This is a genomic window from Calidithermus chliarophilus DSM 9957 (assembly GCF_000430045.1).
In the GTDB taxonomy this organism is placed as follows: Bacteria; Deinococcota; Deinococci; order Deinococcales; family Thermaceae; genus Calidithermus; species Calidithermus chliarophilus.
Map to the genome: position 1 here is coordinate 578,070 of NZ_KE387023.1, position 25,861 is coordinate 603,930.

Genomic DNA, 25,861 nt, shown 5'->3' on the forward strand with positions numbered 1-25,861 from the left:
CAGCGCCAGGTAGGCCAGCAGGGCCGCCGGCTTGCGCTCGAGCCCCGCCGTGCGCCCCTGCCCCACGAGGGCGGGCTGCCCCAGCACCCGCAGCTCCCACGACTCCATGACTGATTGTAGTTAGGCCCCGCCCCCCCGGTCTTGAAGCCGTTCCAGGCTGATCGAGCGCGCCCCTCGCGCCACGGAAAAACCCCCTCCTCGGGGGAGGGGGCGAATTCGCCGGGCGCGGTCAGGCGGGCCGTCGCTCGAGGCGCAGCCGGGGGGCCGGGCGGCGCAGGGCCTGCGTGGTCTGCCGCAGCAGGGCCAGCAGGCGGTAGGTGCGGGCTTCTTCGTGGCGCTGGGCGCGGTGGTGGCGGGCTAGCTCGTAGTGCAGGTGGTTCGACATGATCTCTCCTTGCAAAAGGTGGGCCCCGGCCTGAGGAAGCCGGGGCGCATGAGGAGGCTCGGAATCTCTCGGCAGCTATGGGTACATCGAATGTGCGAACGTCAGGACCATCTAGGGACCTCCCTCGCTGCGTTTGGTGACCTGAACGCTTCCCAATCGCAACACGGCGAGGATACGAACTCGAGCGTTATGTGAGCGTTAGTTTTTCTAAGGGTAAGATCGGACCCGGCGTATGAGCGATCCCCAGGGCATCCACTGGCCCGACTACCGCGGCGGGAGCATCGTCAACCTGGTCGCCAGCCTGGCCGGGGGCTTCGGCCTCGAGACCGGCCATCCCCCCTTCGCGGGTGAGTTGCCGCTGGAGGGCGTGGAGCGGGTGCTGCTGCTGATCATCGACGGGCTGGGCCACCTCCAGCTCCGGCGCCACCTGGCCGAGGGGGACATGCCGGGGCTGCGGGCGGTGCTCGAGCACGGGGCCGCCTACAGCGTCGGCACGTCCGTTTTCCCCTCCACCACCATGGCGGCCATGACCACCTACCACACCGGCCGCACCCCCGCCGAGCACGGCTACCTGGGCTTCAGCGTCTACCTGCCCGAGCGCGGCTGCGTGGCCAACCTCATCGCCACCGCCGACCTCTACGGCAACCCCCTCCCGGACCCCGAGTTCCTCATCGCCGTGCCCTCGCTCTACGAGCGCCTGGCCGCGCTGGGCGTGGCCTGCTGCACGGTGAGCCCCGCCGAGTACCAGGGCAGCTTCCTCAACCGCTGGTACTTCCGCGGCTGCGCCTACGTGCCCTACCACGCCCCCAGCACCCTCGCCAGCCTGGCCCCGCCCACCCTGCAGGGCCCCGGCCCGCGCTACACCGTGGCCTACTGGCCCGGCTACGACACCGTCTGCCACCGCTACGGCCCCCAAAGCCCCCAGGCCGCCGACGAGGTGGCCGCCGTGGACGGGATGTTCTCGAGGCTCCTGCGAAAGCTCCCCCGCGACGGCAAAACCCTCCTGGTCCTCAGCGCCGACCACGGCCAGCACGAGCTCGACGCGGCCCAGGCCCTCTACCCCCAGCAGGACGCACGCCTCATGGAACTCCTCGCCGACGCCCCCGCGGGCGAGGTGCGCGCCCGCTACTTCCGCACCGAGCGCCCGCAGGAGCTGACGGAGCACCTCGAGCCCCTCGCCCAGTGCCTCCCCAGCGCCGAAGCCTGGGAACGCGGCCTGTTCGGCGGCCCCCCCGCCCTCGAGTCCTTCCACGCCCGCACCGGCGACCTCATCGCCGTACCCCGGGGCAAGCAGAGCTTCCGCTGGCTCTGGCACCCCGACGCCCCGCCCGGCCCCGACGGCGGCTCCCACGGCGGCTGGAGCGCGGAGGAAATGCTGGTACCAGTGATCGCAGTGCGGGTTTAGAGCGGTAAGCCGTCAGCGGTCAGCTATCAGCCGTCAGCGGGAGGCTAGTGGCCTGTGGCCTGTGGCTCGTGGCTCGTGGTTACCCCTCCCCTTCCCTCCCCGCGCGCGGGGAGGGGTTATCCCCCCCAGCCCCCCTTGCTAAGGGGGGTGACAAGGCGTCTTGCGTCTCGCGTCTTGCGTCTTGCGTTCGGCGTTCGGCGTTCGGCGTTTTGCGTTCGGCTATCAGCTATCAGCCATCGACCATCGACCCCTAATCCCGCAACCCCACCTTATCCAGGAGGAACGCATACTCGAGCGCCACCTCCTTCAGCCGGTCGTAGCGGCCCGAGCTGCCGCCGTGGCCCGCGCCCATGTGGGTCTTGAGCAGCAGGGTGCTGGCGTCGGTCTTGAGCTCGCGCAGGCGGGCGACCCACTTGGCGGGCTCCCAGTAGCCCACGCGGGGGTCGTTGATGCCGGCCGTGACCAGGAGGTGGGGGTAGGCCTTGGGTTCTACGTTGTCGTAGGGGCTGTAGGACTTCATGTAGGCGTAGAACTCGGGGTCGGCGGGGTTGCCCCACTCGTCGTACTCGAGGGTGGTAAGGGGGATGGAGGGGTCGGACATGGTGGTGATCACGTCCACGAAGGGCACGTGGGCCGCCACGGCGCGGAAGAGGTCGGGGCGGAGGTTGATGACCGCGCCCATCAGCAGGCCCCCGGCGCTGCCGCCCACGGCGACCAGGCGCTCGGGCGTGGTGTAGCCCTCCTCCACCAGGTGCAGGGCGCAGTCGATGAAGTCGGTGAAGGTGTTCTTCTTCTTCAGCAGCTTGCCGTCCTCGTACCAGCCGCGGCCCATCTCGGCCCCGCCGCGGACGTGGGCGATGGCGAAGACCACGTCCCGGTCGAGCAGCACCAGGCGGGTGGGGCTGAAGGTGGGGTCGATGCTGATGCCGTAGGAGCCGTAGGCGTAGAGGTAGAGCGGGGCGGGCCGCGGGGTAGAGCGCTTGTACACCAGCGAGACGGGCACGCGCACCCCGTCGCGGGCGGTGGCCCACAGCCGCTCCTGCACGTACTCGGCGGGGTCGTAGCCGCCGAGCACCTCGTCCTGCTTGAGCAGGGCGGTCTCGAGGGTGTTCAGGTCAAGCTCGAGCACCTTGCGCGGCGTGACGAGCGACTGGAAGCTGACGAGCGCGCGGTCGGTGGCGTACTCGCGGTTGTCGGCGGGCGCCACGGTGTAGACGGGCTCGGGCCACTCCAGGCGCCGGTAGGTGCCGTGGATGAGGTCCCACACCCAGACCTGCGTGGAGCCTTCCTGCCGCCCGTAGACCAGCAGGTGGTGGGCGAAGGGCAGCACCCCCTGGAGGTAGACGCCGGGGTCGTGGGGCAGCATCTCGTGCCAGTGGTCGGGCGAGGGGCTGAGGACGGGGGCGCTGAGCAGCTTGAAGTTGAGCGCGTCCTGGTTGGTGAGCAGCAGGAAGTGCTGGCCCTGGTGCTCGAGGCTGTACTTCACCCCGCGCTGCCGGGGCGTGAAGACGTGCCACTCGCCCTCGGGCTGGAGGGCCTCGAGGTAGCGCACCTCGTCGGTGAGGGTGCTGGTCGAGGCGACGAAGAGGAAGCGCCCGCTGGCCGACTTGTAGAGCTTGAGCCGGAAGGTCTCGTCGGGCTCCTGGTAGAGCAGGGTCTGCTCGGGGCTGCCGAGCCGGTGGCGGTAGAGGTAGCACGGCCGCTGGGTCTCGTCCACGCGGGTGAAGAAGAGGTACTCGCCCGTGGCGTCCCACTCGAGGCTCTGGTACAGGTAGACGTTCTCCACCCGGTCGGGGAGCAGCTCGCCGGTCTGGAGGTCCTTGACGTAGAGGGTGTAGCGGTCGGAGCCGTCCTCGTTCTGCAGGTAGGCCAGCAGCCGGTGGTCGGGGCTGGGCTTGAGCACGCTCACGCTGAGGTAGCTCTTGCCCTCGGCCAGCGCGTTGAGGTCGAGGATCACCTCCTCGGGGGCGGCCTCGAGCTCCCCCCGCGAGGCGGCCCGCTTGCGGCAGTGGATCCAGTACTGCTTCCCCTCCTCGGTGCGCGAGTAGTAGAAGTACGGCCCGTGCTGCACGGGCACCTCGAGGTCGGTCTGCTGGATGCGCCCGAGCATCTCCCGGTAAAGCTGCTCCCGGAAGGGCTCCAGCGGCCCCATGACCGCCTCGAGGTAGGCGTTCTCGGCCTCGAGGTGCGCGATGACCTCGGGGTTTTCGCGCTCGTTGATCCAGTAATAGTCGTCGGACCGGGTATCGCCGTGGGCAGTGTGGGGGTGCGGAATGCGCTTGGCAGTAGGCGGCTTGATTTCAGACATGAGCCTAGCTTAGCCGAAGGCGAGGGGACGTAGCGGCAAGCGGTCAGCCTTCAGCGATCAGCCGTCAGCCATCAGCAGGAGGCTGGTGGCTCGTGGTGGAGAGGCACCCCTCCCCAACCCTCCCCGCGGGCGGGGCAGGGAATATCCCCCCGGCCCCCCTTGCTAAGGGGGGAACAAGGCGTCTTGCGTTTTGCGTCTTGCGTCTTGCGTTTTGCGTTTCGCGTACGACGTAGGACGTACGACGTAAGACCCGCGCTGCGCCTTCAGCTATCGGCGTCCAGCCCTACAAAATCCCCCGCGCCTCGAACGCCGCCCGCACCGCCTGAGCCGCCGCGCTGCCGTACATCTGCTGCGCGGTGTTCACGGTCTGCTGCGCGGCCGCGGCGAAGCTGGTGTCCGGGGCGAAGCCGAACTGGGCGTTGATGATGACGCGGTCGGCCTTGTAGGCCCCTAGCGCCCCGCGGATGTCCCACAGGGCGCGGCTCCAGATCTCGCCATCGGCGTGGACCCGGCCCACCACGTCCTCGGGGTAGTGCTTGTCCTTGTCGATGCGGCGCAGGCAGTGGGGCACGGTGCTGGTGTAGGAGACCGCGTCCCAGTCGGCCACGCAGGCCGCGGGGGCCTTCACGGGCACGCCGTACTTCTGCGCCACGGCCAGGCCCACCGTCACGGCCAGGTAGTCGCCGAAGGCCTCGCCGATGGCCCCGGCCTCGAGGCTCGCCCCGAAGCCCGCCACCTGCGCGTCGTGGACGGCGTGGCCGTACTCGTGCACGATCACCTCGCCGTCCTCGCCGTCGTCCACGCCGCCCTTGCCCAGCCGGATCACGTCGTGCTTGTCCCAGGAGTAGGAGTTGTCCTGGCCCCACTGGTTGATGCGCACGTCCTGCGACTCCATGTTGACGGGGGGCAGCTCGCTGCCGAAGCCCAGGCTCTGTAGGTAGAGCTGGGCCTCCGTGACCCAGAAGTAGGCCATGACCTGCTCGAAGCGGTCGTCGCTGCGGGTGTAGGCGAAGGTGTTGGTGGGGGAGTAGGCGGGGTCGCCGGTCTCGGAGCGCACGTTGGCCCACTTCCCCTGCAGGTAGCCGCTGCCGTCGAGGTGGCTGAGGGCGACGGTGTAGTAGGCCGAGGCGGGCACCGCCGCGTCGGAGTCCTTCTGGTCGGTGAGGCTCTGGTCGCCGGTGGACTGCACGGGGTTGGTGATGAAGACCCGGCCGGTGCCCGTGGAGGAGCCCGCCGGGGGCTTGACCTGCGCGGTGACGCCGGGCTGGGGGTTGGTGCAGGCCGCCAGAAGCAGAATGCCAAGGCCAATGGCCGCTGTCGGGATGCGCATGTTGGACACCTCGAGGCCCATCCTACCGTGACGCGGCGTTAAGCGGTTCGTTACCCCGGCGATACCCGCGGTACACTGCCCTTGTGCCCCGGAAGATCATCCTCGACTGCGACCCCGGCCACGACGACGCCGTCGCGATCATGCTGGCCCTGGCGAGCCCCGAGCTCGAGGTGCTGGGCATCACCACCACCTACGGCAACGTGGGCCTGGAGCGCACCACCCGCAACGCGCTGGTGGTGCAGGAGGTCATCGGCACGAGCGTAGGGGTCTACCCCGGCGCCGACCGCCCGCTGGTGCGCGACCGCATCAGCGCCGAGCTGGTCCACGGCATCTCGGGCCTCGAGGGCCCCGACCTGCCCCAGCCCCGCCAGCAGCCCCAGGGCAAGCACGCCGTGCACTTCATCATCGAGAGCGTGCTGGCCCACCCCGGCGAGGTCACGCTGGTGCCGGTGGGCGCCTTGACCAACCTCGCCCTGGCGATGCGGCTCGAGCCGCGCATCGTCCCGGCCATCCGCGAGGTCGTGCTGATGGGCGGCTCCATCGACATCGGCAACTGGAGCCCCAGCGCCGAGTTCAACATCCTCTGCGACCCCCACGCCGCCAAGATCGTCTTCGAGGCCGGGGTCCCGCTGGTGATGATGGGCCTCAACCTCACCCACCAGACCCCCGCCACGCCCGAGCGGGTGGCCCGCTTCCGCGCCCTGGGCACGCGCGCCGGGGCCTTCACCGCCGAGCTGCTCGAGTTCTTCCAGATCCACCACCAGCAGCGCTACGGCTTCCCCGGCGCCCCCATCCACGACGCCTGCGCCGTGGCCTACCTGCTCGAGCCCGCGCTCTTCAAGACCGGCCACTACCGCGTCGAGATCGAAGCCAACGAGGGCCTGGCCTTCGGCCGCACAGTCTGCGACTACTGGCGCGTCACCGGCAAGGCCCCCAACTGCGAGGTGGGCCTCGAGATCGACGCCGAAGGTTTCTACGAACTGCTGCTCGAGCGCATCGGGCGGTATAGCTAGCCCTCAGCCGTCAGCCGTCAGCAAAGGGCCCATGGCGTGTGGCTCGTGGCTTGTCGAGGGTCTAGGACGTCTTGCGTTTGGCGTCTTGCGTCTTGCGTTCGGCGTTTAGCGTTCGGCGTTTTGCGTTCGGCGTTGGGCGTTCGACGTACGACGTAAGACGTACGCCCCCTTAAGCTGTTCCTATGAGCATCGTCGTCGTCGGCAGCCTCAACATGGACCTCGTGGTCAAGGTCCCCCGCCACCCCGTGCCGGGTGAGACCCTGCTGGGCTCGGACTACGAGAGCCACTTCGGCGGCAAGGGGGCCAACCAGGCGGTGGCGGCGCTGCGCATGGGCGGGAAGGTGCGCATGATCGGGCGGGTGGGCAACGACGGCTTCGGCGAGCGCATCAAGGCCCACCTCAAGGCCCAGGGCATCAACGTCAACGCCACGCTGTGCATCAACTCGCCTACCGGGGTGGCCTTCATCAGCGTGGACAAGGAGGGCCAGAACGCCATCATCGTCTCGCCGGGGGCCAACTCGAGGCTCAAGCCCGAGCACCTCTCCCCCATCGAGTTCGAGGGGGCCTCGGTGGTGGTGCTGCAGCTCGAGGTGCCCCTCGACACCGTGCGCCGGGCGGCCCGCATCGGGCGCGAGAGCGGCGCGAGGGTGATCCTCAACGCCGCCCCCGCCCTGCCCCTCGCCCCCGCCGACTTAGCCCTCCTCGACCTCCTGGTGGTCAACGAGAGCGAGGCCCACGCCTACTCCGGGCTGGCCGTGGACTCCCCCGGCCTCGGCCTCGAGGCCGCCCGGGCCCTGCGCGAGCGCTGCCCCACCGTGGTCGTGACCCTGGGGCGGCAGGGGGCGGTGTGGGCGAGCCCCGAGGGCGAGGGCTACCAGCCCGCCTTCGAGGTGCGGGCCGTAGACACCACCGCCGCCGGCGACGCCTTCATCGGCGCGCTGGCCGTGGCGCTGAGCGAGGGGCGCAGCCTGGCGGAGGCCGTCCGGCTCGGCGCGGCGGCCGGGGCGCTGGCCGTCACCAAGCCGGGCGCCCAGACCTCGCTTCCCAGCCGCCTCGAGGCCGAGGCTTTCCTCAGCGCCCGCAGCACCTGACCTCCTCAGCCCCCCCTCAGCCCGCCGTACGCAAAGGCTAAGCATCGGCTGCCTATGCTGGGCGGCAGGAGGTCGGTATGAAGTGGGGACAGATGCGCCAGAGCGGCAACGTGGAGGACCGGCGGGGCCGCGGCCCCATGCTGCCGGGCGGCCCGGCCGGGCTGGGGCTGGGGGGAGTTCTGCTGTTGCTGCTGGGCAGCCTGCTCTTCGGGGCCAACCCACTCGACGTGCTCAACCAGATCCAGGGCGGCGCCCCCACCCAGACCCAGGAGGCCCCGGCCGCCGACGACCCCGACAGCCGCTTCGTGCGCTCGGTGCTGGGCGACCTCGAGGACACCTGGAGCGCCCTCTTCGAGCGCAGCGGCCAGCAGTACGAGCCCCCGCGCCTGGTGCTCTACAGCGGGGCGGTGAGCTCGGCCTGCGGCAGCACCAGCTCGGCGGTCGGGCCCTTCTACTGCGGCCGCGACGCGCGGGTCTACCTCGACAGCACCTTCTTCGACCGCCTGGCCCAGAACTTCGGCGTCTCCGGCGACTTCGCCGCCGCCTACGTCATCGCCCACGAGGTAGGCCACCACGTGCAGAACCTGCTGGGCATCATGGACCAGGTCGCCGCGCGCCGCGCCCGCTCCGACCCGGCCACCGCCAACGCGCTGTCGGTGCGGCTCGAGCTCCAGGCCGACTGCTTCGCCGGGGTCTGGGGCCACTACGCCAACCGCCGCGGCCTGCTCGACTTCGGCGACCCCGAGGAGGCCATCGGAGCCGCCAGCGCCATCGGCGACGACAACCTCCAGCGCCGTTCCCAGGGCTACGTGGTCCCCGACGCCTTCACCCACGGCTCCTCCGAGCAGCGGGTGCGCTGGTTCCGCACCGGCTTCGAGAGCGGGGACCCGGAAAGGTGCGATACGTTCTCGGTGCGGAATCCTTGAGGGAGGGTCGATAGTCGATGGTCGATAGCCGATGGCTAAATGCTAAACGCTCTTTCTTCACCCCCCTTAGCAAGGGGGGCTGGGGGGGATACCCCCTCCCCGCCCGCGGGGAGGGGTGAACCGCGAGCCACAAGCTGACCGCTGACGGCTCTTCCCTCATCCCTTCCGTGCTACCAGGATTTGCGTTGAAGGCAGCGTGTAGGGCCTTCCCTCGAGGTCGCTGATTTCGAGGTCGGCCGCCCACTTCTCGGCCAGGAAGGGGATGGTGTAGGCCTCGCGGTGGACGGGCTCGAGGCCGGCTTGGCGCAGCAGGGCCTCGAGCTGGCGGCCGCTGGCCCAGCCGAAGTATTCGCCGACCTCGACGTGCCAGTTGGTCTCGTAGAAGTACTTGGTGGCGAACTCGTAGAGGTGGTCGGAGGGCAGGGTGTAGAGCCCGTCGGAGACGCTGAACTCGAGGGTGAAGGGGCGGAAGTCGTCGGCGAAGCGCCAGAAGCGCTCCTCGAGCTCGGGGCTGCGGAAGCGCAGGCGCAGCGGGCGGCGCTCGGGCTGCACCCCGTCGCGCACGACCAGCACGCCGCCCTCGGCGAGGAGGGCGCGGGCGAGGCCGAAGATCCGGGCGGCGGCCTCGGCCATGGGGCCTTCGGGGTGGCCGGGGAAGCGCTCGGGGTGCTCGAGGGCGAAGGTCGCCAGCTCGTGCAGGGTCGAGCAGAGGATCACGGTGTCGAAGGGCCCTTCCCCCAGCAGGCCGGGGTCGTGGGCCAGGGCGAAGAGGTCGCGCCGGCGCAGGCGGGCGGCGCCCTGGAGGCTGCGGGCCGCGACCCCCAGCAGCTTGGCCGAGAGGTCGATGCCCACCAGCTCGGAGGCGGGCGAGAAGCCGCGCAGCAGCTCGAGCACCGCGCCGCTGCCGCAGCCGAGCTCGAGGATGCGCCCGGGCCGCACGTGGGGCAGCATGCGGGCCTTGTCGCCCTTGGAGCGGGCCATGCCCTGGACGTAGGCCTCCAAGCCCAAGCCGCTGTGCACGTCGGGGCGTGTGCTCATGACGGCTCACGCTACCACAGGCCGGGCATCGCCCGCCGGCCGGCGCAGCCATGGCGCTCCGGGCGGATTTCCACCCCCCGCACGCCCGTTTAGGCTCCCTTGAGAAGCCGGAAGACTCAGCCCAGACTCTGCTTACGCAAAGCTGCGCTTCATCCAGGAGGCGCACTCCTAGGGGTGAGGTGCGCTCATGGTCGACTTCTCGCTGGCGCTCAAACGGGCCCACACCCTCCTGGCCTCCCTCGTCGCCAACCTGCCCAACATCCTGGTCGGGCTGCTGGTCCTGACGGCGTTCGTGCTGATCTCGAGGCTGGTGCCCAAGATCATCGGGCACCTGCTCTCGGGGCACCGCAACGCCCAGAACCTCGGCTACGTGCTCAGCCGCCTGGCCTCCTGGATCGTCATCACGGCGGGGGCCTTCCTCTCGCTGTCGCTGGTGGTGCCCTCGCTGAGCGTGGGCGACCTGGTGCAGCTCCTGGGGGTCACCAGCGTGGCGGTGGGCTTTGCCTTCCGCGACATCTTCCAGAACTTCCTGGCCGGGATCCTGCTGCTGCTGACCCAGCCCTTCAGCCTGGGCGACCGCATCCAGGTCAAGGGCTACGAGGGCCGCGTCGAGGACATCCAGACCCGCGCCACCCGCATCCGCAGCGACGAGGGCGAGACCGTCATCATCCCCAACGCCACCCTCTTCACCGAGTCGGTGGTGGTGCGCCGCCCCTACCAGAACCGCCGCCTCGAGGTCGACGTCAACCTCAAGGGGGTGGCGCTGGAGCGGGTGCGCCCGGCGCTGCTCGAGGCCATGCGCCGCGTTCCCGGCGTGCTGCACGAGCCCCCGCCCCAAGTGCTCGTCGCGGCCATCGCCCCCGACAGCCTCACCCTGCGGCTGCGCTGGTGGATCCTGGGCGGCACCAACGGGCTGGAGTCGAAGGACCGGGTGCTCGAGGCCGCCCAGCGGGTGCTGGCGCAGGCCGCGGCCCAGGCCCAGCCCAGCGCTTAGGCCCCCGCCTCGGGCCGCTTGGCGATGAGGAAGTGGCAGGCCCGCCGCCCGTCGCGCTGGCAGAAGGGGCGCTCGGCGGGGAGGCCCGTGGCCTTGGTGACGACCTTGGGCGGCAGGTCGCACACCGGCTCGAACTTCTGGCCGGTGGCGTAGTAGAGGCAGTTGTAAGCCCGGATCTCCCAGGCGGCCTCGGTCTCCTCGAGCTGCCCCAGCATGTCGCCGTAGTCCATGTGCTGGAGCAGGGCCTGCAGCCGGGCCTCCCCCTCCAGCCCCGCCAGCTTGGCCCGCAGCTCCCGCGCCATGCCCTCGGCCACGCCCTCCAGCAGGCGCTCGAGCAGCCCCTCGGCCTGGGCCTGGCCCAGCACCGCGTCGAGCAGTTCGGGGTAGCGCTTGGGGAAGAGCCCCTCGGAGGCCGTGGTCAGGGCGTAGCGCACCGCCGGGCGGCCCCGCCCCTGGGGCCGGGCCTCCTGCCGCAGCCACCCCGCCTTCTCGAGCGCGCCGAGGTGGTGGCGCACCGCGTTGGCGCTCAGGCCCAACGCCTCCTGCAGCTCCTTGACGGTGCTCGGCCCCTGCTGCTTGAGGTGCTCGATGAGTTTACGCCCCGCGTCCATGGCCCCCTCCGGTTTTCACCATTTTTACCATTGCTTTGGTGTTAGCCACAGCCTACCCTCGAGGTAGAAGGAGGAGATGAGGATGAAACCCAACGAAGGCACCGCCGATCGCGTCATCCGCCTGGTCCTGAGCGCCGTGTTCTTCACGCTGGCCTTCACCGTCACCGCCGGGGTCTGGACCTACGTCGCCGCCGGCTTAGGCGTGCTGATGCTGGCGACGGCGGCCGTGGGCTACTGCCCGCTGTACGCCCTGCTCGGCGTCAACACCTGCGCCGTGCGCAAGGCCTCCTGAGCCCTCTCGCCCTGCCCCCTCCCGCGCCTCGGGAGGGGGCGGCCAATGGTCGGATACCTTACCCAGCCAAACGGCCCCAGGCCCCAAGATGGGGCCATGAACCCTTCCTACGAAGTGGCGACGCTGGGCGGCGGCTGTTTTTGGTGCCTTGAGGCCGTCTACGACGAGCTGAAGGGTGTGGTGGACGTGGTCTCGGGCTACAGCGGCGGGCACGTCGTGAACCCCACCTACGAGCAGGTCTGCGGCAAGCAGACCGGCCACGCCGAGGTGGTGCAGGTGACCTTCGACCCCGCGGCGGTCAGCTACCGGGAGCTGCTCGAGGTCTTCTTCACCGTCCACGACCCCACCACCCCCGACCGCCAGGGCAACGACGTGGGGCCGCAGTACCGCTCGGTGATCTTCTACCACTCCCCCGAGCAGAAGGCCGCCGCCGAGGCGGTAATGGCCGAACTCACGGCCGAGGGGGTCTGGGACGCCCCCATCGTGACCGAGCTCGAGCCCTTCGAGGCCTTCTACCCCGCCGAGCACTACCACCAGGAGTACTTCAAGCGAAACCCCTACCAGCCCTACTGCGCCTTCGTGGTCGCGCCCAAGGTGGGCAAGTTCCGCAAGAAGTTCTACGACCGGCTCAAGCGGGAGAATTCCAGCGCGCGATGAGGCCGGGCAGCGCCTCCAGCCCCTCGATCACCGCGTCGGGGCGTTCGGGGGTGCCCCAGTAGTCGTCGCGGAACCAGACCGCCCGCATCCCCAGGCGCTGGGGGCCCGCCACGTCGTTCTCGGGGTGGTCGCCCACGAACACGGCCTCGGCGGCGACCGCGCCCACCTGCTCGAGCGCGACCTCGTAGATGCGCGCCTGCGGCTTGCTGGCCCCCGCCGCCTCGGAGACGATGACCCCCTCGAAGTACCCCTCGATGCCCAGCGCGCGCACCTTGCCCGTCTGCATCTGGGTAGAGCCGTTGGTGACGACGCCCAGGCGGTAACCCTGCCGGCGCAGCGTGCCCAGGACCTCCTCGAGCCCGGCGAAGCCCAGCGCAAAGTCGTTGTAGCGCGTCCAGTAGTCCTCGATCAGGGGCCGGGCCAGCGAACCGGGGAGCCCCAGGTCGGCCAGCAGCGCGGGGTACACCTCGGCCTTGGGCACGTAGCCGCGTGCGTCGAAGTGGAGGAAGCGCTCGAGGTAGCGCCCGGCCTCCACGGCCTGCAGCCCGGCGAAGCGCTCGTGCTGCGAGCACGCCAGGGCGGCCACCGAGCGCTGGCGGTCGTGCAGGGTGCCGTCGAGGTCGAAGAGGATGGCGCGGATCACGAAGCCGATTGTACCCGCCGGGCAATTCGGCCCCGCGCCCGAAGGGGCGGATGACCCGGTGCCGTTCGACGGATCGCCTATACTTGCAGAGCAAGACTTGCTATGCCCAAGACCCCCCTCTCCACCCACCTCCGCTGTTTCGCCCTGCTGTACCGCAACCACGCGCCGGTACACTTCCTGGGCGGCTTTACCCTGATGGAGTTCCAGCACGAGGGTTCCTTCTTCACCAGCCTGCTCGGCGGCGCCCTCATCTGTGCCCTCACCGCCGCCCTCAACTTCCTCACCTACTTCTGGCGCCAGCGCTACCGCCCGGCCCAGCTCGCCCAGCACCACCTGCGCCACCTGACTGAGCGCTACACCCGCCTGCGCCACCCCACCCCCCAAGACCGCGCCGCCTTCCTGCACGACCTCGAGACCCTCTGGCGCGCCCCCTACCTCTCCCCCACCCACCGCAGCCGGGTCGAGGCGCTGTGGAACCAGGTCCAGTCCCAGCCCTCCACCCCCCTCTGGCACGTGCGTTACCAGCTCGAGCGCCTGCTCGAGGCGTGAGGGCGAGCAGTAAGCGGTCAGCCGTCAGCGGCCAGCAGAAGGCTCGTGGTTACTCCTCCCCCGCCCTCCCCGCACGCGGGGAGGGTTTATCCCCCCGGCCCCCCTTGCTAAGGGGGGAACAAGGCGTCTTGCGTCTTGCGTCTTGCGTTTTGCGTTTAGCTATCGGCTATCAGCGTCCAGCATTGGGCTACCGGCTATCAACCACCGACCCCCTGAAACTCCGCACCGCCTCGACGACGTACTCCGCCTCCTCGCGCCCGAGCTGCGGCCCCAGCGGCAACGAGAGTTCCTGGGCGTGGATGCGCTCGCTGAGGGGGAAGTCGCCGGGCTTGTAGCCGAGGTCGCGGTAGGCCTCCTGCAGGTGGGGCGGGATGGGGTAGTGGATGAGGGTGCCCACGCCGCGCTCGGCGAGGTGTTTCTGCAGGGCGTCGCGTTCGGGAGAGAGCACGGCGAAGATGTGCCAGACGTGCTCGGCGTAGGGGGCGGTCTGGGGCAGGGTGAGGCCGGTGCCGCGCAGGGCCTCGAGGTAGTAGGCGGCTAGGGCGCGGCGGCGCTCGTTCCACTCGTCGAGGTAGGCCAGCTTGACCCGCATGGCCGCGGCGTGGATGGGGTCGAGGCGGGAGTTGACGCCCTTGACCTCGTTGACGTACTTGACCCTCGAGCCGTAGTTCCTCAGCACCCGGATGCGGTCGGCGAGCTCGGGGTTGTCGGTGGTGACGGCCCCGCCGTCGCCCAAAGCACCCAGGTTCTTGTTGGGGTAGAAGCTCCAGGCCACCACGTCGCCGTGGGCGCCGACGCGCTTGCCCTTGTAGCGCGCGCCGTGGGCCTGGGCGGCGTCTTCCAGCAGCCACAGGCCGTGCCTGCGGGCGACCTCGAGCAAAGGGTCGAGGTCGGCGGGCTGGCCGTAGAGGTGCACGGGCAGGATGGCCTTGGTGCGCTCGGTGATGGCCGCCTCCACGCGGGCGGGGTCCATGTTGTAGCTGAGCATCTCCGGCTCGACCGGCACAGGCTTAGCCCCCACGTACGACACCGCCAGCCAGGTGGCGATGTAGGTGTTCGACGGCACGATCACCTCGTCGCCCGGCCCCACCTCCATGGCCCGCAGCGCCAGGTAGAGCGCGTCGAGGCCGTTGGCCAGCCCCACGCAGTGCCGGGCCTCGACGTAGGCGGCGTACTCCTCCTCGAAGGCCTCGACCTCGCTGCCCAGGATGTACCAGCCGCTGCCCACCACCCGGCCCACCGCCTCGTCGAGCTCACGCTTGAGTTCCTGGTAAGCCGACTGCAACTCGAAATAGGGAATCTTCATCTGAGCTCCTCTCGGGGGATGCCGACATATGGCGCTTGGCGTCCGGCGTTCGACGTTCGGCGTTCAGCGGCTCCTACCGACGCCTTCACTGCAGCTTCCGCGAAGCCTCCAGGAACTCCTGGTAGTCCTGGTAATAATCCCCCGCGTCGTAGGGCCTCGAGGCCAGCACCAAGCACACCGCGCCCGAGGAGAAGTCCTCGATCTCGCGCCAGATCATGGGCGGGAGGTAGAGGCCGAAGTACGAGCGGTTGAGGAAGTAGCGCTGGCGGGTGCCGCCCGAGTCGACGACCACCGTGAACGAGCCCGAGACGGCGATGAGGAACTGCTCGGTGGTCTTGAGCGCGTGGCCGCCGCGGCTCTCGCCGCCGGGCACGTCGTAGAGGTAGAAGACCCGCTGGATGTCGAAGGGCACGTGGCGGCCGCCCTCGATGAAGGTGAGGTTGCCCCGGGGGTCGGGGATCTTGGGCAGCTCGATCATGCGCACGTCCTGCAGGCGGGCTTTTTTGGGTTCCAAGGCGGGGTTGCTCTTGCTCATGGGGACACCTCTGCGGCGGGGGTGGTAAAGCCGGCCCGCTCGAGGATGATCTCCTCCACGCGGGCGATGTTCTTCGCGTCGTCGAAGCGGGCGCGGGCGTAGGCCAGCGCGCCCTCGCTCATGCGCCTCAGCAGCTCGGGGTCGGCGATGAGCTGGGCGAGGGCGTCGCCCAGGGCCTTGGGGTCGTTCTCGGGCACCAGGAAGCCGGCCTCGGGGGGGGTGAACTCGGCCATGCGGCCGATGTCGGAGACCACCACCGGCAACCCGCAGGCCATGGCCTGCCAGGTGGCCGAGGAGAGCTGCTGGGTCCAGATCTTGCCGCTGATGCTGGGCATCACGAAGACGCTGGCCGCGCGCAGGTAGCCGGGCAGGTCGGCGTTCTTGACGGTGCCGTGGAAGACGATGTCCTCGCCGTAGCCCGTCGAGCGGGCCTGGGCCTCGAGGTTGGCCCGCTCGGGGCCGTCGCCCACCAGGGCCAGCGTGGCCTGGAGGCCGCGGTCGCGCACCTGCTTGTAGGCCTCGATGAGCACGTGGGCCCCCTTGAGGGGCACCATGCGCCCGACGTTGAGGATCACCGGGTAGGGCTTGGCGTAGCTCACCCTAGGGCCTTCGGGGTTGCACTCGCGCAGGTTCACGCCCCACGAGCCGTAGAGGTGGTGGACCATCTTCTCCGGCGGCGCACCATTGGACTCGAGGTTGTACTTCGCCCCGCCCTCCAGGTAGAAGATCACCATCGCCCGGCGGAACCACAGGGGCAATACCCGCTTCATGGGCCAGAGGATGGGCCAGGGGTACTTCTTCTCCAGCGGGATGGCCTCGAGGCTGGCGGTGACCAGCTTGACGTGGGGGTTGAGCAGCAGGTAGAGGAAGGTGGCGCAGAGGTAGGGGAACATCAGCGCCGACATGGGCTCGGGCCCCTGGATGATGTCGGGCTTGATCTCCTGCAGGCGTAAAAACAGCGACAGCGGCGAGCCGAAGCGGCGGGTGCGCTGCTGGAAGTCCTCCTCGCGCAGGTCGTTCCAGGGGGCGCGGTTGTAGAGGTGGTAGATCTCCAGGCGCTTGAAGTGCTCGAGGGGCTGCTCGAGGTCGCGGCGGACCTCGGAGCTGATCATCACGTACTTGGGCTTTCGCATAAGAATAGGCTCTCTCCTACCACTTCCTGCGGCGCTTGGGGTCGTAGTAGTCCCACAACGCGCCCAATACCCCGATCTGGTCGAGCACGGTGAAGTAGGGCACCCGCAGCAGTGTCCTCAGGCTAGCACCTCCGCGCAGCATGTCACGGTAGCGCAGGGCCAGGGCCGCCAGCGCGGGCAGCAGCAGCACCCAGCCCAGCGGCTTGGGCAGCAGCAGCCAGACCGGCGCCAGCAGGACCAGGGCGGCTAAAGCCGCGCTCTGGATGAGGGCCGCGCGGTTCTTTTGGGGGTCGTGCACCAGCAGGTTCTTCACCCAGCGGCGCCGGCGCTGGAGGTAGCTCCTGGGGGTGTCGGGGTACTCGCTGGGGATCAGGCTCTCGCGCACGAAGCCGATCTTGTGCCCGGCCTCCAGCAGCTTCTTGGCGAGGTGGTAGTCGGTGCCGGTGGGCACGTCCTCGGCGAAGTCGCCGGCCTGCTCGAGCGCGCGGCGGGTGAGGGCGGCGTTGCGGCCCAGGATGCCGTCGCTCTCGGCGGGGTGGTTGGCGAAGAAGGTGACCTCGCGGGCACGCTCGTAGTCGGCCAGGGGGTTGCCCGCCTGGGAGGGCAGGGGCCTCGAGCCCCCCGTCACCGCCTGGTAGCGCCCCTCGACGATGGGCGCGAAGAGCTTCTGCAGCACCTCGCGCTCGAAGAGGCAGTCGGCGTCGGTGAGGAAGATCAGGTCGTGGCGGGCGTGCTTGAGCGCCTCGCGCAGCGAGCGCTGCTTGCCCATGCCGGGCTTCTGCTCCAGCACCCGCACCCCGTCGCCCTCGAGGGCCTTGGCCCGGGCGTAGGTGTCGTCCTTGCCGCCGGCCACCAGGATCAGCTCGGCCCCGGGCCAGCGCATCGCCTTGAAGCTTTCAATATGGGCCTCGACCTGCGGCCCCTCGCCCCACGCCGCCACCAGCGCCGTGAAGGGCGGCAGGGTGGGCGGGTCGGGCTGGGCCGTAGCGGGCGCTTGCTGCATAAATCCCTCCGAACTAGCTCCAATGCTAGGTGCGGCGGCGTAAAGGCGACGTTATTTCGGGTTTGTCGGGTCTGCGGCAAGGCTCGGGCGCGGGGTGCGCGGGCCTCGAGCCCCGTGCTCGAGCCTGCAACGCGGGCGTAACGTGGGGGATAACAGGGAAAAACGTACCACGGGCGGCCACCGGCGCCCTCAGCGGCGCTCGAAGGGCAGGGTCACCACCCGCGCCCAGGGCTCGGGCTTGGCCCACTCGTAGAGCACGGCCCCCTTCCGCTCGAAGCGCAGGAGCTCGGGGGTCTCGAGCATGCGGGCTTCCTTGCCCTCGACCCACACCCGCACCTCGGCCGGGGCGGCCCGGGCCGGCGGCAAGGGGGCCCCGCTGGGGAGCAGCTCGGCCAGCAGGCGGAACACCTTGTCGTTCCAGCCCGCCACCGCCGTCGCCGCGCGGTGGTCGGGGCGGGCCATGAAGAAGGTGGGGAAGCCGCCGGAGGGGTACTGGGCGGCGAGGAGGGCCCCCAGCGGCTCGGCGGGCAGGGGGCGGCCCAGCCGGCGGTAGGCCAGCAGCACGTCGGCCATGCCGGCCAGGAAGCGCAGCTCGCCGCGCCGCCCGCTGGGGTAGAGCACCATGGGCCAGTTGGCGCCCTCGCGGGTGCGCTCGACGAACTCGAGCACCGCGTGGGCGGCCTCGAAGTAGCGGCCCTCGCCCAGCACCCGCGCCCCTTCGGCCAGCGGGGGGACGCAGCGGGCCTGGTAGTAGGGGAAGAAGCGCTCGTCCCCGGCCTGTGGCGTGGGGGCGTACTGGTGGGTGGCCCCCCTCAAAAAGCCCTCGCGCACCTGGTAGCGCAGGGCCTGCTCGAGCGCACGGCGGGCGTACTCGAGGTAGGGCTCCTCGCCGCTGGCCTCGGCGTAGGCCAGCAGGGCCTGGGCCAGGGTGCACAGCTTGTTGGGCACCCGGTCGCGGAAGGCTTTCTCCTCCGGCAGGTACAGCCGGGCGATCAGCGCGTCGAGGTTGCGCCGGGCGGCCCGGAGCGCCGCCCCCGGGTCCGGCAGGCCCTCCAGGGCCAGCAGCAGCCCCAGCGTGGCGGCGGCCTCGTGGGGCGTGCCCAGGGGGCCGGGGTTGAGCTCGAAGCGCGAGGCCTTGTAGGTGCCGTCGGGGTTCTGGCCCCCCAGAACGTCGGCGGCGGCCTGCTCGAGCCGCTCGCGCCAGCGGGCCTCGCCGGTCTTCTTCAACAGCAGCGCGTACCCCGCCAGGATGCCCTCGTAGCGCCAGTCCAGGCCGGGGCCGGTGTAGCGGAAGCGGTTGGACCACCAGTGCGCCACCGGGCCCGCGTAGCCGCCGGGCTGCCGCAGGGTCTGGAGCCAGGCCTCGAGGCCGGCGAGGGCTTGGGCGAGGCGGCCAGCACCATGTGGCGGATCCACCGCCCCCGCATCCCCCAGGGTGTGGAGGTCAGTCACAGGCCACCTCCCCCACGCTCAAACACCTCGCCCCCTGGCCTTGGGCTTCAGTCTTCGGCGTTCGGCGTTTTGCGTTTGGCTATCGACCATCGACGTATTTTGGCGTTCAACCGCGAAGCCCCTCACGCCCCACCCCCGATCTCGAGGCGGTAGTAGGCCGCCACGGGCCGTTCGCTCACGAAGTGGCGGCGCATCCCCAGCCAGCCCACGTCCCGCAGGCGCGGGGCGTTCAGGCGCATGGGCAGGCTCGCCAGCAGCGCGGGCAGGGTGTAGACGTACAGGCGCGACTCGAGGCGGGCAGGCCGGGATGGCCGTGCCCGCTTCCGCAGCGCCGCCGGGGCCAGGGGGCCAAAGCCCAGCGCGTACACCCGGTCGGCGGGCTGGGGCCTCGAGCCGTCCAGCGCGGCGAAGCCGCTGCGCCCGCCTCTGGCCGGGGTCTGTTCGGCCCGCCACCGGGCCCACTCGGCGAGGGCGGGGTGCGGCAGCACCAGGGTCAGGGAGCCCACCCCGCTGTGGTAGGCGTCGCCGAAGACCCGGTCGAGGAGGTAGCCCCAGGCCAGCTCGTGCGCGCCGTCGAGGTCGGGGAAGCCGGGGAGCGCTTCGACGCGGAGGTGTAGTTCCATACTCAGACGGCGGCGCTGCGGGCTCCCGCCTCGCGCAGCACCGAGGCGTAGGTCTGCTCGAGGCGCCCCGCGATCACGCCCCAGTCGTACTCGCGCAGCACCTTCTCGCGGCCTTTGCGGCCCATGGCTTCGGCCTGGTCACGGCCCCGCAGCCGCAGCTCGAGCAGCCGGGCCAGGTCGGCCTCGTCGCCCACCGCGGCCAGGTGGCCGTCCACGCCCTCCTCCACCAGCGTGCGCACCCCCGGCAGCGCGGCGGCGATCACCGGCGTGCCGCAGGCCATGGACTCCAGCAGCACCAGCCCGAACGACTCCACCCCCGTCGAGGGCAGCACGCTCACGTCGGCGGCGCGGAAGAAGGGCGGCAGGGTGCTGGGGGCGTGCTTGCCCAAAAACTGCACCCGCTCCCCCAGGCCCAGTTGCCGGGCGAGGGCCTCGAGCTCGGGCCTGAGCCCCCCGTCCCCCACGACCCACAGCCGGGCCTCGGGCAGGGGCACCCGCGCGAAGGCGCGGATCAGGCCGTCCACGTTCTTGAAGCGGTGGGCCTGGTCGAGGGCGCCCACGAAGAGGGCGAGCGGCGCGTCGTCGGGCACCCCGTAGCGGCGGCGGGCCTCGAGGCGGTCCCCCGGCGTGAAGAGGCCCGCGTCCACCCCGTTGGGCAGTTCCTCCAGGCGGGGGTCGGAGCCTAGGTGCGGGTAGAGGGTGCTGAGGTGCTCGCGCCGCACCGCCAGCAGCCGCCGGGCGGTGCGGAAGACCAGCGGCTCGACGCTGAGGTTGTAGCCCTGGAAGAGCACGCGCTTGAGGCGGTGGGTCTCCTCGAGGCGGTTGTGGTAGGTCAGCACCATCGGCGTGCGGTAAAGCCGCGCGGCCAGCGCGGTGAGCTCGGCGCCGAAGATGTAGGGGTAGTGCAGGTGGATCAGGTCGAAGCCCCGGAGCTTGCCGACGAGGGCGGGCGTGAAGGGCGCGTTGCCCAGCCGCAGCAGCTCGGGCAGCCGCACGACCTCGAAGGGGAAGCTCATGCCGCCCCCCTCCCCCGCGGTGAACACCGTCACCGCGTGCCCCCGCTCGTGCAGGACGCGGGCGTTGTGGTAGGCCACGTTGCCGGTCCCGGCCCAGTAGGGCGGGAAGGTGGCGCTGACGTGCGCGACCCTCACGCCGTCCTCCGGGGCGCGGCCATGCGGTACAGCGGGGTGGTCAGGCGCTCGAGCACCCCCGCGAGCTCGGGGCTGGTGAGCTGGTCGAAGGGGAGCTGCGTGAGCGTGTCGCGCAGGATCGCCGCGTCGGGGACGCTGCGGCTTTGTTGTACCGCGGCCCGCTTGGCGCGGACGGCGGCGCGGTTTCGCCACAGCCAGCCGTAGCTCTCCCAGCGCGCGCGGAGGTAGGGCCAGCCCTTCAGCAGCGCGAAGGCCCAGGTCGCCAGCTCGGTGAGCAGCAGCGCGGGCGCGATGCGGCGCAGGGTGCGGCCCTCGTAGACCTTCAAGAGCGTGAGCAGGCGGTTGCGCTCCAAGTGGTAGAACTTGCGGGGGCTCATGCCCAGCCGGTAGTAGTGGGTGATCACCGCGTCGTTGGCGCTGTAGACGGGGTGGCCGCGCAGCCGCGCCCGCAGCGAGAGGTCGGTGTCCTCGAGGTACATCCAGTAGTCCTCGTCGAAGCCGCCGAGCCCCAGCAGGGTCTGGCGGGCGGTGATGAAGGCCGCGCCCGAGACGAGGGGGACGGGCTCGAGGCCGCGGTAGCGGCCGGCCGGCTCGCCCAGGCCCCGGCAGGTGGTGATGCCGGAGTAGTGCATGTGGTTGCCCACCGCGTTCACCGTGCCGTCGGGGTTGAGCAGCTTGGCCCCGATCAGGGCGTCGGGGTGGGCACGGGCGGCCTCGAGCAGCGTTTGCAGGGCTCCTGGGTGCAGCACGGTGTCGGGGTTGAGCACCAGCACGAACTCCCCCTGCGCCTCGCGAATGCCGAAGTTGTTGCCCCCGGCGTAGCCGCCGTTGCGCGGGCTGCTCACCACCCGCACGGCGGGGTGGTGCTGGCGCAGCCACTCGCCGGTGCCGTCGGCGGGGTTGTTGTCCACCACCAGGATTTCGCACTCCACGCCCTGGCCGTAGACGCTCGGGAGCAGGCGCTCGAGGTCGGCGCGGCTGTTGTAGGCGACGATCAGCAGGGTGAGTTCAGGCATGGTGAGGTCCTATGGCGATAACCGATAGTCGATAGTCGATAGCTGATAGCCGATAGCCGATAGCTAAGGGCCGAGGCGTCTTGCATACGGCGTACGACGTAGGACGTACGACCCGCGTCCGGCGTCGGGCGTTCGGCATCTCACCGGCCTCACAAGGCCAGTTCCGACAGCTTGCGCCCCCGCCCGATGCCCTGGTAGACGTAGCCCAGCGCCTCCATGGCCCGGGGGTCGAGGGCGTTGCGGCCATCGAGCACCACCGGGCGGCGCAGGCGGCGCTTGACCTCGGCCCAGTCGAGGGCGCGGTACTCGGGCCACTCGGTCACCAGCAGCACGGCGTCGGCGCCCTCGAGGGCCTCCAGCGGGTCGGCGAAGGTCTCCACGCGGGGGTCGAGGATTTGCTTGGCGAGCTCGAGGGCCTTGGGGTCGGTGGCGCGCACCCTGGCCCCGCGGGCCAGCAGCTCCTCGGCGATCTCGAGGCTGGGCGCGTCGCGCAGGTCGTCGGTGCCGGGCTTGAAGGCCAGCCCCAGCAGCACGACGGTCTGGCCGGTGAGGCGGCCCAGCACGGCCTCGGCCTTCTCCACCAGCCGGTAGCGCTGGGCCTGGTTGACCTCGATCACCGCGCGCAGCAGCTTGAAGTCGTAGCCGCCGCGCTTGGCGAGGTAGGCCAGGGCGCGGGTGTCCTTGGGGAAGCAGCTCCCGCCGTAGCCCAGGCCGGCCTTGAGGAAGTGCGGCCCGATGCGCGGGTCGAGCCCGATGGCCCGCACCACCTCCTCGATGTCGGCGCCCACCGCCTCGGCCACGTTGGCGATCTCGTTGATGAAGGAGATGCGGGTGGCGAGGAAGGCGTTGGCCGCGTACTTGGCGAGCTCGGCGCTCTCGAGCCCCGTGCGCACGAGCGGCACGCGGTAGCCCCGGGCGACGGCCTCGCGCAGCGCCTTGGGGCGCGGCAGCCAGGGCAACTCCTCGAAGCTCTGCTCGACGAGGGGCTGGTAGAGGCGCTCGAGCACCCCGAACACCCACTCCTCCTCCGCGCCCACCAGGATGCGGTCGGGGTAGAGGGTGTCGGAGAGGGCCTGTCCCTGGCGCAAAAACTCGGGGTTGGAGGCCACCGCCACGCCGGGCCCCAGGATGCGCTTGGCGTCCTGGTTGGTGCCCACCGGCACCGTGGACTTGACCACCACCAGCCCCACGCGGTGCTGGGCGAGGGTCTCGAGGGCCTGGTAGAGGTAGCGCAGGTCGGCGTGACCGGCCGGGGTGGGCGGGGTGCCCACCGCGACGATGGCGACCTCGCTGCCGTCATAGGCCTCGGCGGGGTCGGTGGTGTAGCGGAGGCGGGGCGCGGCCTGGGCCAGCGACTCGGCCAGGCCGGGCTCGTAGAAGGGGGGCTCGCCCCGCTTCAGGCCCTCCACGCGGGCGGCGTTGGTGTCGAGCACCCGGACCTCGTGCCCCAGCAGGGCCAGGGCCACCGCGGTGGACAGGCCCACGTACCCGGCCCCCACCACCGTCACAGTTTTGGCGTTCTCCATCGGCGAATCCTCGTGACCCCAATCGGGTTGAAATCGCGGTAAATGCGCCTACTTCAGGGCCTCGAGCCGGGCCGCCACCGCCGAGTCGACCTCGCTGCGCACCCGCTCGACGAAGCCGGCCAGGGCGTGCAGCAGCACCCCGGTCACGCCCAGCATCAGCCCGCCGATGATGGCGATCGAGGAGAGGATGGCGGTGCCGGTCTTGAGGATGCCGAGCTTGTTCATCGTCAGCACCACGTCCACGCCCATCACCAGCCCCGCCACGGCCAGGACTAAGCCCGGCAGGGAGAAAAACAGCAGCGGGCGCCGCCGCGCCACCAGGCTCACGATGGAGTCGAGGATCTGCAGGCCCTGCACTACCGGGTTGCGCTTGTTGCCGTCGAGGTAGGAGACGTTGATGGGCGCCTCGGCCACCTTGAGCCCGGCCTTCTGGATGTGGAACTGCATCTCCGACTCCACGCCCAGCCCCCCGGTGTGGAAGCGCAGCGCGCGCAGGGCCAAAGGCGAGAAGGCGCGGAAGCCCGACTGGCTGTCGGTGGTCTTGATCCCGCTGGTGAGGTTGGTGACGAAGGTCAGGGTGTGCTGCCCGACGATGCGCCAGCCGGGGATGTCGCTGCGCTTCTCGAGGAAGCGCGAGCCGATCACCACGTCGGCCCCGCCCTCGAGCACCGGCGCGATGACGTCGGGGATGTCGGCGGGGTCGTGCTGGGCGTCGCCGTCGAGGCAGACCACCACGTCGGGGTTGAGCTCGCGGGCCGCGCGGAAGCCGGCGTTGAGGGCCTCGGCCTTGCCCATGTTGCGCGGCTGGCGGATCACGGTGGCCCCGGCGGCCTGGGCGAGCTGGGCGGTGCGGTCGGTGGAGCCGTCGTCGACGACGATGACCTCGCTGACGTAGCGCCTGGTCTCGAGCACCACGCCGGCGATGAACCGGGCCTCGTTGTAGGCCGGGATAATGGCAATTACCCTAGGCTGGAGTTTAGGAGCGCCTTGGATCTGGTCGTAATCGGGTATCGGCATCATAGAATTTCCCACCTCGAACAAACATCCCGGCCTACTCGGGCCCTGCAGCGTACACCTTAGTGAAGTCACCGTTATTCGCGCGTTACTAACTCAATCGCGTCTGTCAGGGGCTTTTCGCGGGCTTAAAGGTCCCCTGAACATCGCAACCCAGTCTGCAACACGGAGGTAACGTAGGCATTAACGCGGGTTTACGCGAGGGCTGCCCGGCCCCCTTCTACCGGCGTTACCGGCGTGAGCGGCGAGGATTAAGAACTGCAATTAATCTCTCTTCGGCCGCCTGCCCAGCGCGGTTTCGGGCTCTGCGGCGGCCCGGAGGCCCACATCATTCGCCCCGGCTCCAGGCTTATGTTTAAAGGTGCCGGACAATTCAGGAGGTGATCGATGATTTGGCACAGATTCGTCGGGACGATTATCGGCCTGGGCCTGCTGGCCGCCTGTAGCTCCTCCCCCCAGACGCGCCACGAGGGCGACCCCAGCAGCCTGATCTACCCCGTCTCCCCCGGCACCACGACCTGGAGCCACACCCAGGGCTTCGCCGTCGAGCTGGTCGGGGCCGGGATGGGCAGCGACGGCAGCGTCGTCAACCCGCAGACCGTGACCATCAGCGACCCGGCCTCCGTCAAGCGGCTCATCGCCCAGGTCGAGCTCAAAGGCGGGGGGCAGGAGGGCGAGGAGCAGGGCGACTACCCCGTCCCCACCAACGTCCGGCTCGAGCTCATCTGCGGGGCCAGCGTCACCACCGTAGACCTGGCCACTCCCAGCTACACCACCGCCTTCGGCTGGCACTACGAGCACGACTTCGGCAGCCTCAGTTGCACCGACCCGCTCTCCCTGCGGGCCGAGGTGACCCCCACCAGCGAGCCGGACAAGTACTACTCCCCGCGTGCCCTCATCGCCGCGGTGTTCCGCCCGGCCAGCGCCTCCAACCCGCCCAGCAGCGGGATCAAGCCCTTCGCCGACCTGTGGTGGGGCGCCAAGCTCACCGTGGGCCAGAACCGCGACAGCTACACCACCACCCTGCCCATCCCCACCGCCTCCGGGCCGCGCGACGTGACGGTGAGCTACGCCATCGCCGACCTGAGCGGCCTCACCACCTCCGAAGGGGTCAAACGCACCGCGGTCGTCGAGGCCAGCGCGGGCGGGGTGAGCGGCAGCGTTACGCACGACACGCCCAACCGGGGCAGCGAGCTGCTCATCAGCAGCCTGGTGCTCTCCAACGTCCCTGGCAGCGCCAGCAGCGTCAGCGTCACCATCCGCTCCCCCGACGGCGACCCCAACAAGCCCCTGCACCTCACCGGCGGCGACTCGATCATGGTCAGCGACATCGTCGCCAGCTCGGGCGCGCCGCGCACCCCCGGCGACCAGGGCTGCACCCCCGGCTACTGGAAGCAGGAGCAGCACTTCGACTCCTGGGTGGGCTACTCCCCCGGCGACAACTTCGACACCGTCTTCGGCCGCGACGCCACCAACCCCGACCTCACGCTGCTCCAGGCCCTGCAGCAGGGCGGCGGCGGCCTCAAAGCGCTCATGCGGCACGCCGTGGCCGCGCTGCTCAACGCCTCCAACCCCGACGTGAACTATCCCTACACCACCGCCCAGGTCATCAGCATGTTCCAGGCGGCCTTCGACAGCGGCTCCTACGAGGCCACCAAGAACCGCCTCGAGGCCGCCAACGAACTCGGCTGCCCCCTGAACTGAAGCCACGAGAAAGCCACGACCCCGGGCCCCCGGCAACCCGGGGTTTTTCATCGGGTGCGATGTGTGGCCTGTAGGCTGTGATACCCGATTCGGTTGGTCCGTCACCGTTCGGTGACGCCGCCCCGCCAAGGCGGGGCGGCCGACCGAAGTTATCCG

The 25,861-nt window shown here is 70.3% G+C and carries 25 protein-coding genes; 9 read left to right on the forward strand and 16 right to left on the reverse strand.

The genetic code is table 11. The annotated features are described in order from the left end of the window. Positions 1-229: 229 nt before the first annotated feature. The gene (locus tag MEICH_RS28375) at positions 230-385 is read right to left on the reverse strand and encodes a hypothetical protein (protein WP_157202585.1); all 156 of its coding nucleotides are present in this window, start codon (positions 383-385) and stop codon (positions 230-232) included. Positions 386-617: 232 nt separating this feature from the next. Between MEICH_RS28375 and MEICH_RS0102840 the strand changes: the two genes are divergently transcribed. Next, the gene (locus tag MEICH_RS0102840; RefSeq protein WP_027891352.1) at positions 618-1,790 is read left to right on the forward strand and encodes an alkaline phosphatase family protein; all 1,173 of its coding nucleotides are present in this window, start codon (positions 618-620) and stop codon (positions 1,788-1,790) included. 250 nt (positions 1,791-2,040) lie between these two features. Here MEICH_RS0102840 and MEICH_RS0102845 read toward each other — a convergent pair whose 3' ends face one another. Beyond that, the gene (locus MEICH_RS0102845) at positions 2,041-4,098 is read right to left on the reverse strand and encodes a S9 family peptidase (protein WP_084542152.1); all 2,058 of its coding nucleotides are present in this window, start codon (positions 4,096-4,098) and stop codon (positions 2,041-2,043) included. Positions 4,099-4,381: 283 nt separating this feature from the next. Beyond that, a complete protein-coding gene (locus tag MEICH_RS0102850; protein ID WP_027891354.1) occupies positions 4,382-5,428 on the reverse strand; it encodes a M4 family metallopeptidase in 1,047 nt (348 codons plus the stop codon). A gap of 83 nt (positions 5,429-5,511) precedes the next feature. Between MEICH_RS0102850 and MEICH_RS0102855 the strand changes: the two genes are divergently transcribed. From MEICH_RS0102855 to ypfJ, 3 genes are all read left to right on the forward strand, one after another. After that, complete coding sequence (locus MEICH_RS0102855; RefSeq protein ID WP_027891355.1) at positions 5,512-6,441, forward strand: nucleoside hydrolase; 930 nt, start codon at positions 5,512-5,514, stop codon at positions 6,439-6,441. A 182-nt stretch (positions 6,442-6,623) separates the two neighbouring features. Further along, positions 6,624-7,532 (forward strand): ribokinase, encoded by a 909-nt coding sequence (gene rbsK, locus MEICH_RS0102860; RefSeq protein ID WP_027891356.1) that lies wholly within the window; start codon positions 6,624-6,626, stop codon positions 7,530-7,532. 77 nt (positions 7,533-7,609) lie between these two features. Next, positions 7,610-8,458 carry a KPN_02809 family neutral zinc metallopeptidase gene (gene ypfJ, locus MEICH_RS0102865; RefSeq protein ID WP_027891357.1) on the forward strand — a complete coding sequence of 283 codons (849 nt, stop codon included), beginning with the start codon at positions 7,610-7,612 and terminating at the stop codon, positions 8,456-8,458. A 156-nt stretch (positions 8,459-8,614) separates the two neighbouring features. Here the strand turns inward: ypfJ and MEICH_RS26830 are convergent, their stop codons facing one another. After that, positions 8,615-9,496, reverse strand: a complete 882-nt coding sequence (locus MEICH_RS26830; RefSeq protein ID WP_027891358.1) for a methyltransferase — start codon at positions 9,494-9,496, stop codon at positions 8,615-8,617. A gap of 187 nt (positions 9,497-9,683) precedes the next feature. On the opposite strand from MEICH_RS26830, the gene MEICH_RS23340 reads away from it, so the two are divergent. Further along, complete coding sequence (locus MEICH_RS23340; protein WP_051303863.1) at positions 9,684-10,490, forward strand: mechanosensitive ion channel family protein; 807 nt, start codon at positions 9,684-9,686, stop codon at positions 10,488-10,490. Here the strand turns inward: MEICH_RS23340 and MEICH_RS26835 are convergent. Next, positions 10,487-11,101, reverse strand: coding sequence for a helix-turn-helix transcriptional regulator (locus tag MEICH_RS26835; protein WP_051303864.1), 615 nt, complete (start codon positions 11,099-11,101; stop codon positions 10,487-10,489). The two genes, MEICH_RS23340 and MEICH_RS26835, sit on opposite strands and share 4 nt — an antisense overlap. An 82-nt stretch (positions 11,102-11,183) precedes the next feature. On the opposite strand from MEICH_RS26835, the gene MEICH_RS0102885 reads away from it, so the two are divergent. Together MEICH_RS0102885 and msrA are read left to right on the forward strand one after the other, a co-directional pair. Further along, entirely contained in the window at positions 11,184-11,393 is a 210-nt protein-coding gene (locus MEICH_RS0102885) for a YgaP family membrane protein (protein ID WP_027891359.1), read from the forward strand. A 96-nt stretch (positions 11,394-11,489) separates the two neighbouring features. Then, entirely contained in the window at positions 11,490-12,050 is a 561-nt protein-coding gene (gene msrA / locus MEICH_RS0102890; RefSeq protein ID WP_027891360.1) for a peptide-methionine (S)-S-oxide reductase MsrA, read from the forward strand. Here the strand turns inward: msrA and MEICH_RS29140 are convergent. Then, positions 12,022-12,693 carry an HAD family hydrolase gene (locus MEICH_RS29140; protein WP_027891361.1) on the reverse strand — a complete coding sequence of 224 codons (672 nt, stop codon included), beginning with the start codon at positions 12,691-12,693 and terminating at the stop codon, positions 12,022-12,024. The two genes, msrA and MEICH_RS29140, sit on opposite strands and share 29 nt — an antisense overlap. A 102-nt stretch (positions 12,694-12,795) precedes the next feature. Between MEICH_RS29140 and MEICH_RS29145 the strand changes: the two genes are divergently transcribed. Further along, complete coding sequence (locus MEICH_RS29145) at positions 12,796-13,242, forward strand: hypothetical protein (RefSeq protein ID WP_027891362.1); 447 nt, start codon at positions 12,796-12,798, stop codon at positions 13,240-13,242. 187 nt (positions 13,243-13,429) lie between these two features. Here MEICH_RS29145 and MEICH_RS0102905 read toward each other — a convergent pair whose 3' ends face one another. The 10 genes from MEICH_RS0102905 to MEICH_RS0102950 all read right to left on the reverse strand — a co-directional run bounded on the left by MEICH_RS0102905 (position 13,430) and on the right by MEICH_RS0102950 (position 24,007). Further along, complete coding sequence (locus MEICH_RS0102905) at positions 13,430-14,548, reverse strand: DegT/DnrJ/EryC1/StrS family aminotransferase (protein ID WP_027891363.1); 1,119 nt, start codon at positions 14,546-14,548, stop codon at positions 13,430-13,432. Positions 14,549-14,633: 85 nt separating this feature from the next. After that, positions 14,634-15,083 (reverse strand): sugar 3,4-ketoisomerase, encoded by a 450-nt coding sequence (locus MEICH_RS0102910; protein WP_051303865.1) that lies wholly within the window; start codon positions 15,081-15,083, stop codon positions 14,634-14,636. Next, entirely contained in the window at positions 15,080-16,216 is a 1,137-nt protein-coding gene (locus MEICH_RS26840; protein WP_051303866.1) for a glycosyltransferase, read from the reverse strand. The genes MEICH_RS0102910 and MEICH_RS26840 overlap by 4 nt, the downstream gene beginning before the upstream one ends. 16 nt (positions 16,217-16,232) lie before the next feature. Next, positions 16,233-17,219, reverse strand: coding sequence for a glycosyltransferase family 2 protein (locus tag MEICH_RS0102920; protein WP_027891365.1), 987 nt, complete (start codon positions 17,217-17,219; stop codon positions 16,233-16,235). A gap of 189 nt (positions 17,220-17,408) precedes the next feature. Next, positions 17,409-18,671 (reverse strand): hypothetical protein, encoded by a 1,263-nt coding sequence (locus MEICH_RS0102925; RefSeq protein ID WP_245587606.1) that lies wholly within the window; start codon positions 18,669-18,671, stop codon positions 17,409-17,411. A 122-nt stretch (positions 18,672-18,793) separates the two neighbouring features. Continuing rightward, positions 18,794-19,294: a hypothetical protein gene (locus MEICH_RS0102930; protein ID WP_027891367.1), complete on the reverse strand. Its 501-nt coding sequence runs from the start codon at positions 19,292-19,294 to the stop codon at positions 18,794-18,796. Positions 19,295-19,296: 2 nt separating this feature from the next. Then, positions 19,297-20,445 carry a glycosyltransferase family 4 protein gene (locus tag MEICH_RS0102935; RefSeq protein ID WP_027891368.1) on the reverse strand — a complete coding sequence of 383 codons (1,149 nt, stop codon included), beginning with the start codon at positions 20,443-20,445 and terminating at the stop codon, positions 19,297-19,299. Next, complete coding sequence (locus MEICH_RS0102940; RefSeq protein WP_027891369.1) at positions 20,442-21,461, reverse strand: glycosyltransferase family 2 protein; 1,020 nt, start codon at positions 21,459-21,461, stop codon at positions 20,442-20,444. Before MEICH_RS0102940 ends, MEICH_RS0102935 begins: the two co-directional genes overlap by 4 nt. 149 nt (positions 21,462-21,610) lie before the next feature. Beyond that, positions 21,611-22,987 (reverse strand): UDP-glucose dehydrogenase family protein, encoded by a 1,377-nt coding sequence (locus MEICH_RS0102945; RefSeq protein WP_027891370.1) that lies wholly within the window; start codon positions 22,985-22,987, stop codon positions 21,611-21,613. 48 nt (positions 22,988-23,035) lie between these two features. Next, positions 23,036-24,007, reverse strand: a complete 972-nt coding sequence (locus MEICH_RS0102950; RefSeq protein WP_245587607.1) for a glycosyltransferase family 2 protein — start codon at positions 24,005-24,007, stop codon at positions 23,036-23,038. Positions 24,008-24,388: 381 nt separating this feature from the next. Here MEICH_RS0102950 and MEICH_RS0102955 point away from each other — a divergent pair, with 381 nt between their 5' ends. Continuing rightward, positions 24,389-25,705 carry a hypothetical protein gene (locus MEICH_RS0102955; RefSeq protein WP_027891372.1) on the forward strand — a complete coding sequence of 439 codons (1,317 nt, stop codon included), beginning with the start codon at positions 24,389-24,391 and terminating at the stop codon, positions 25,703-25,705. The last annotated feature ends 156 nt before the right edge of the window (positions 25,706-25,861 follow it).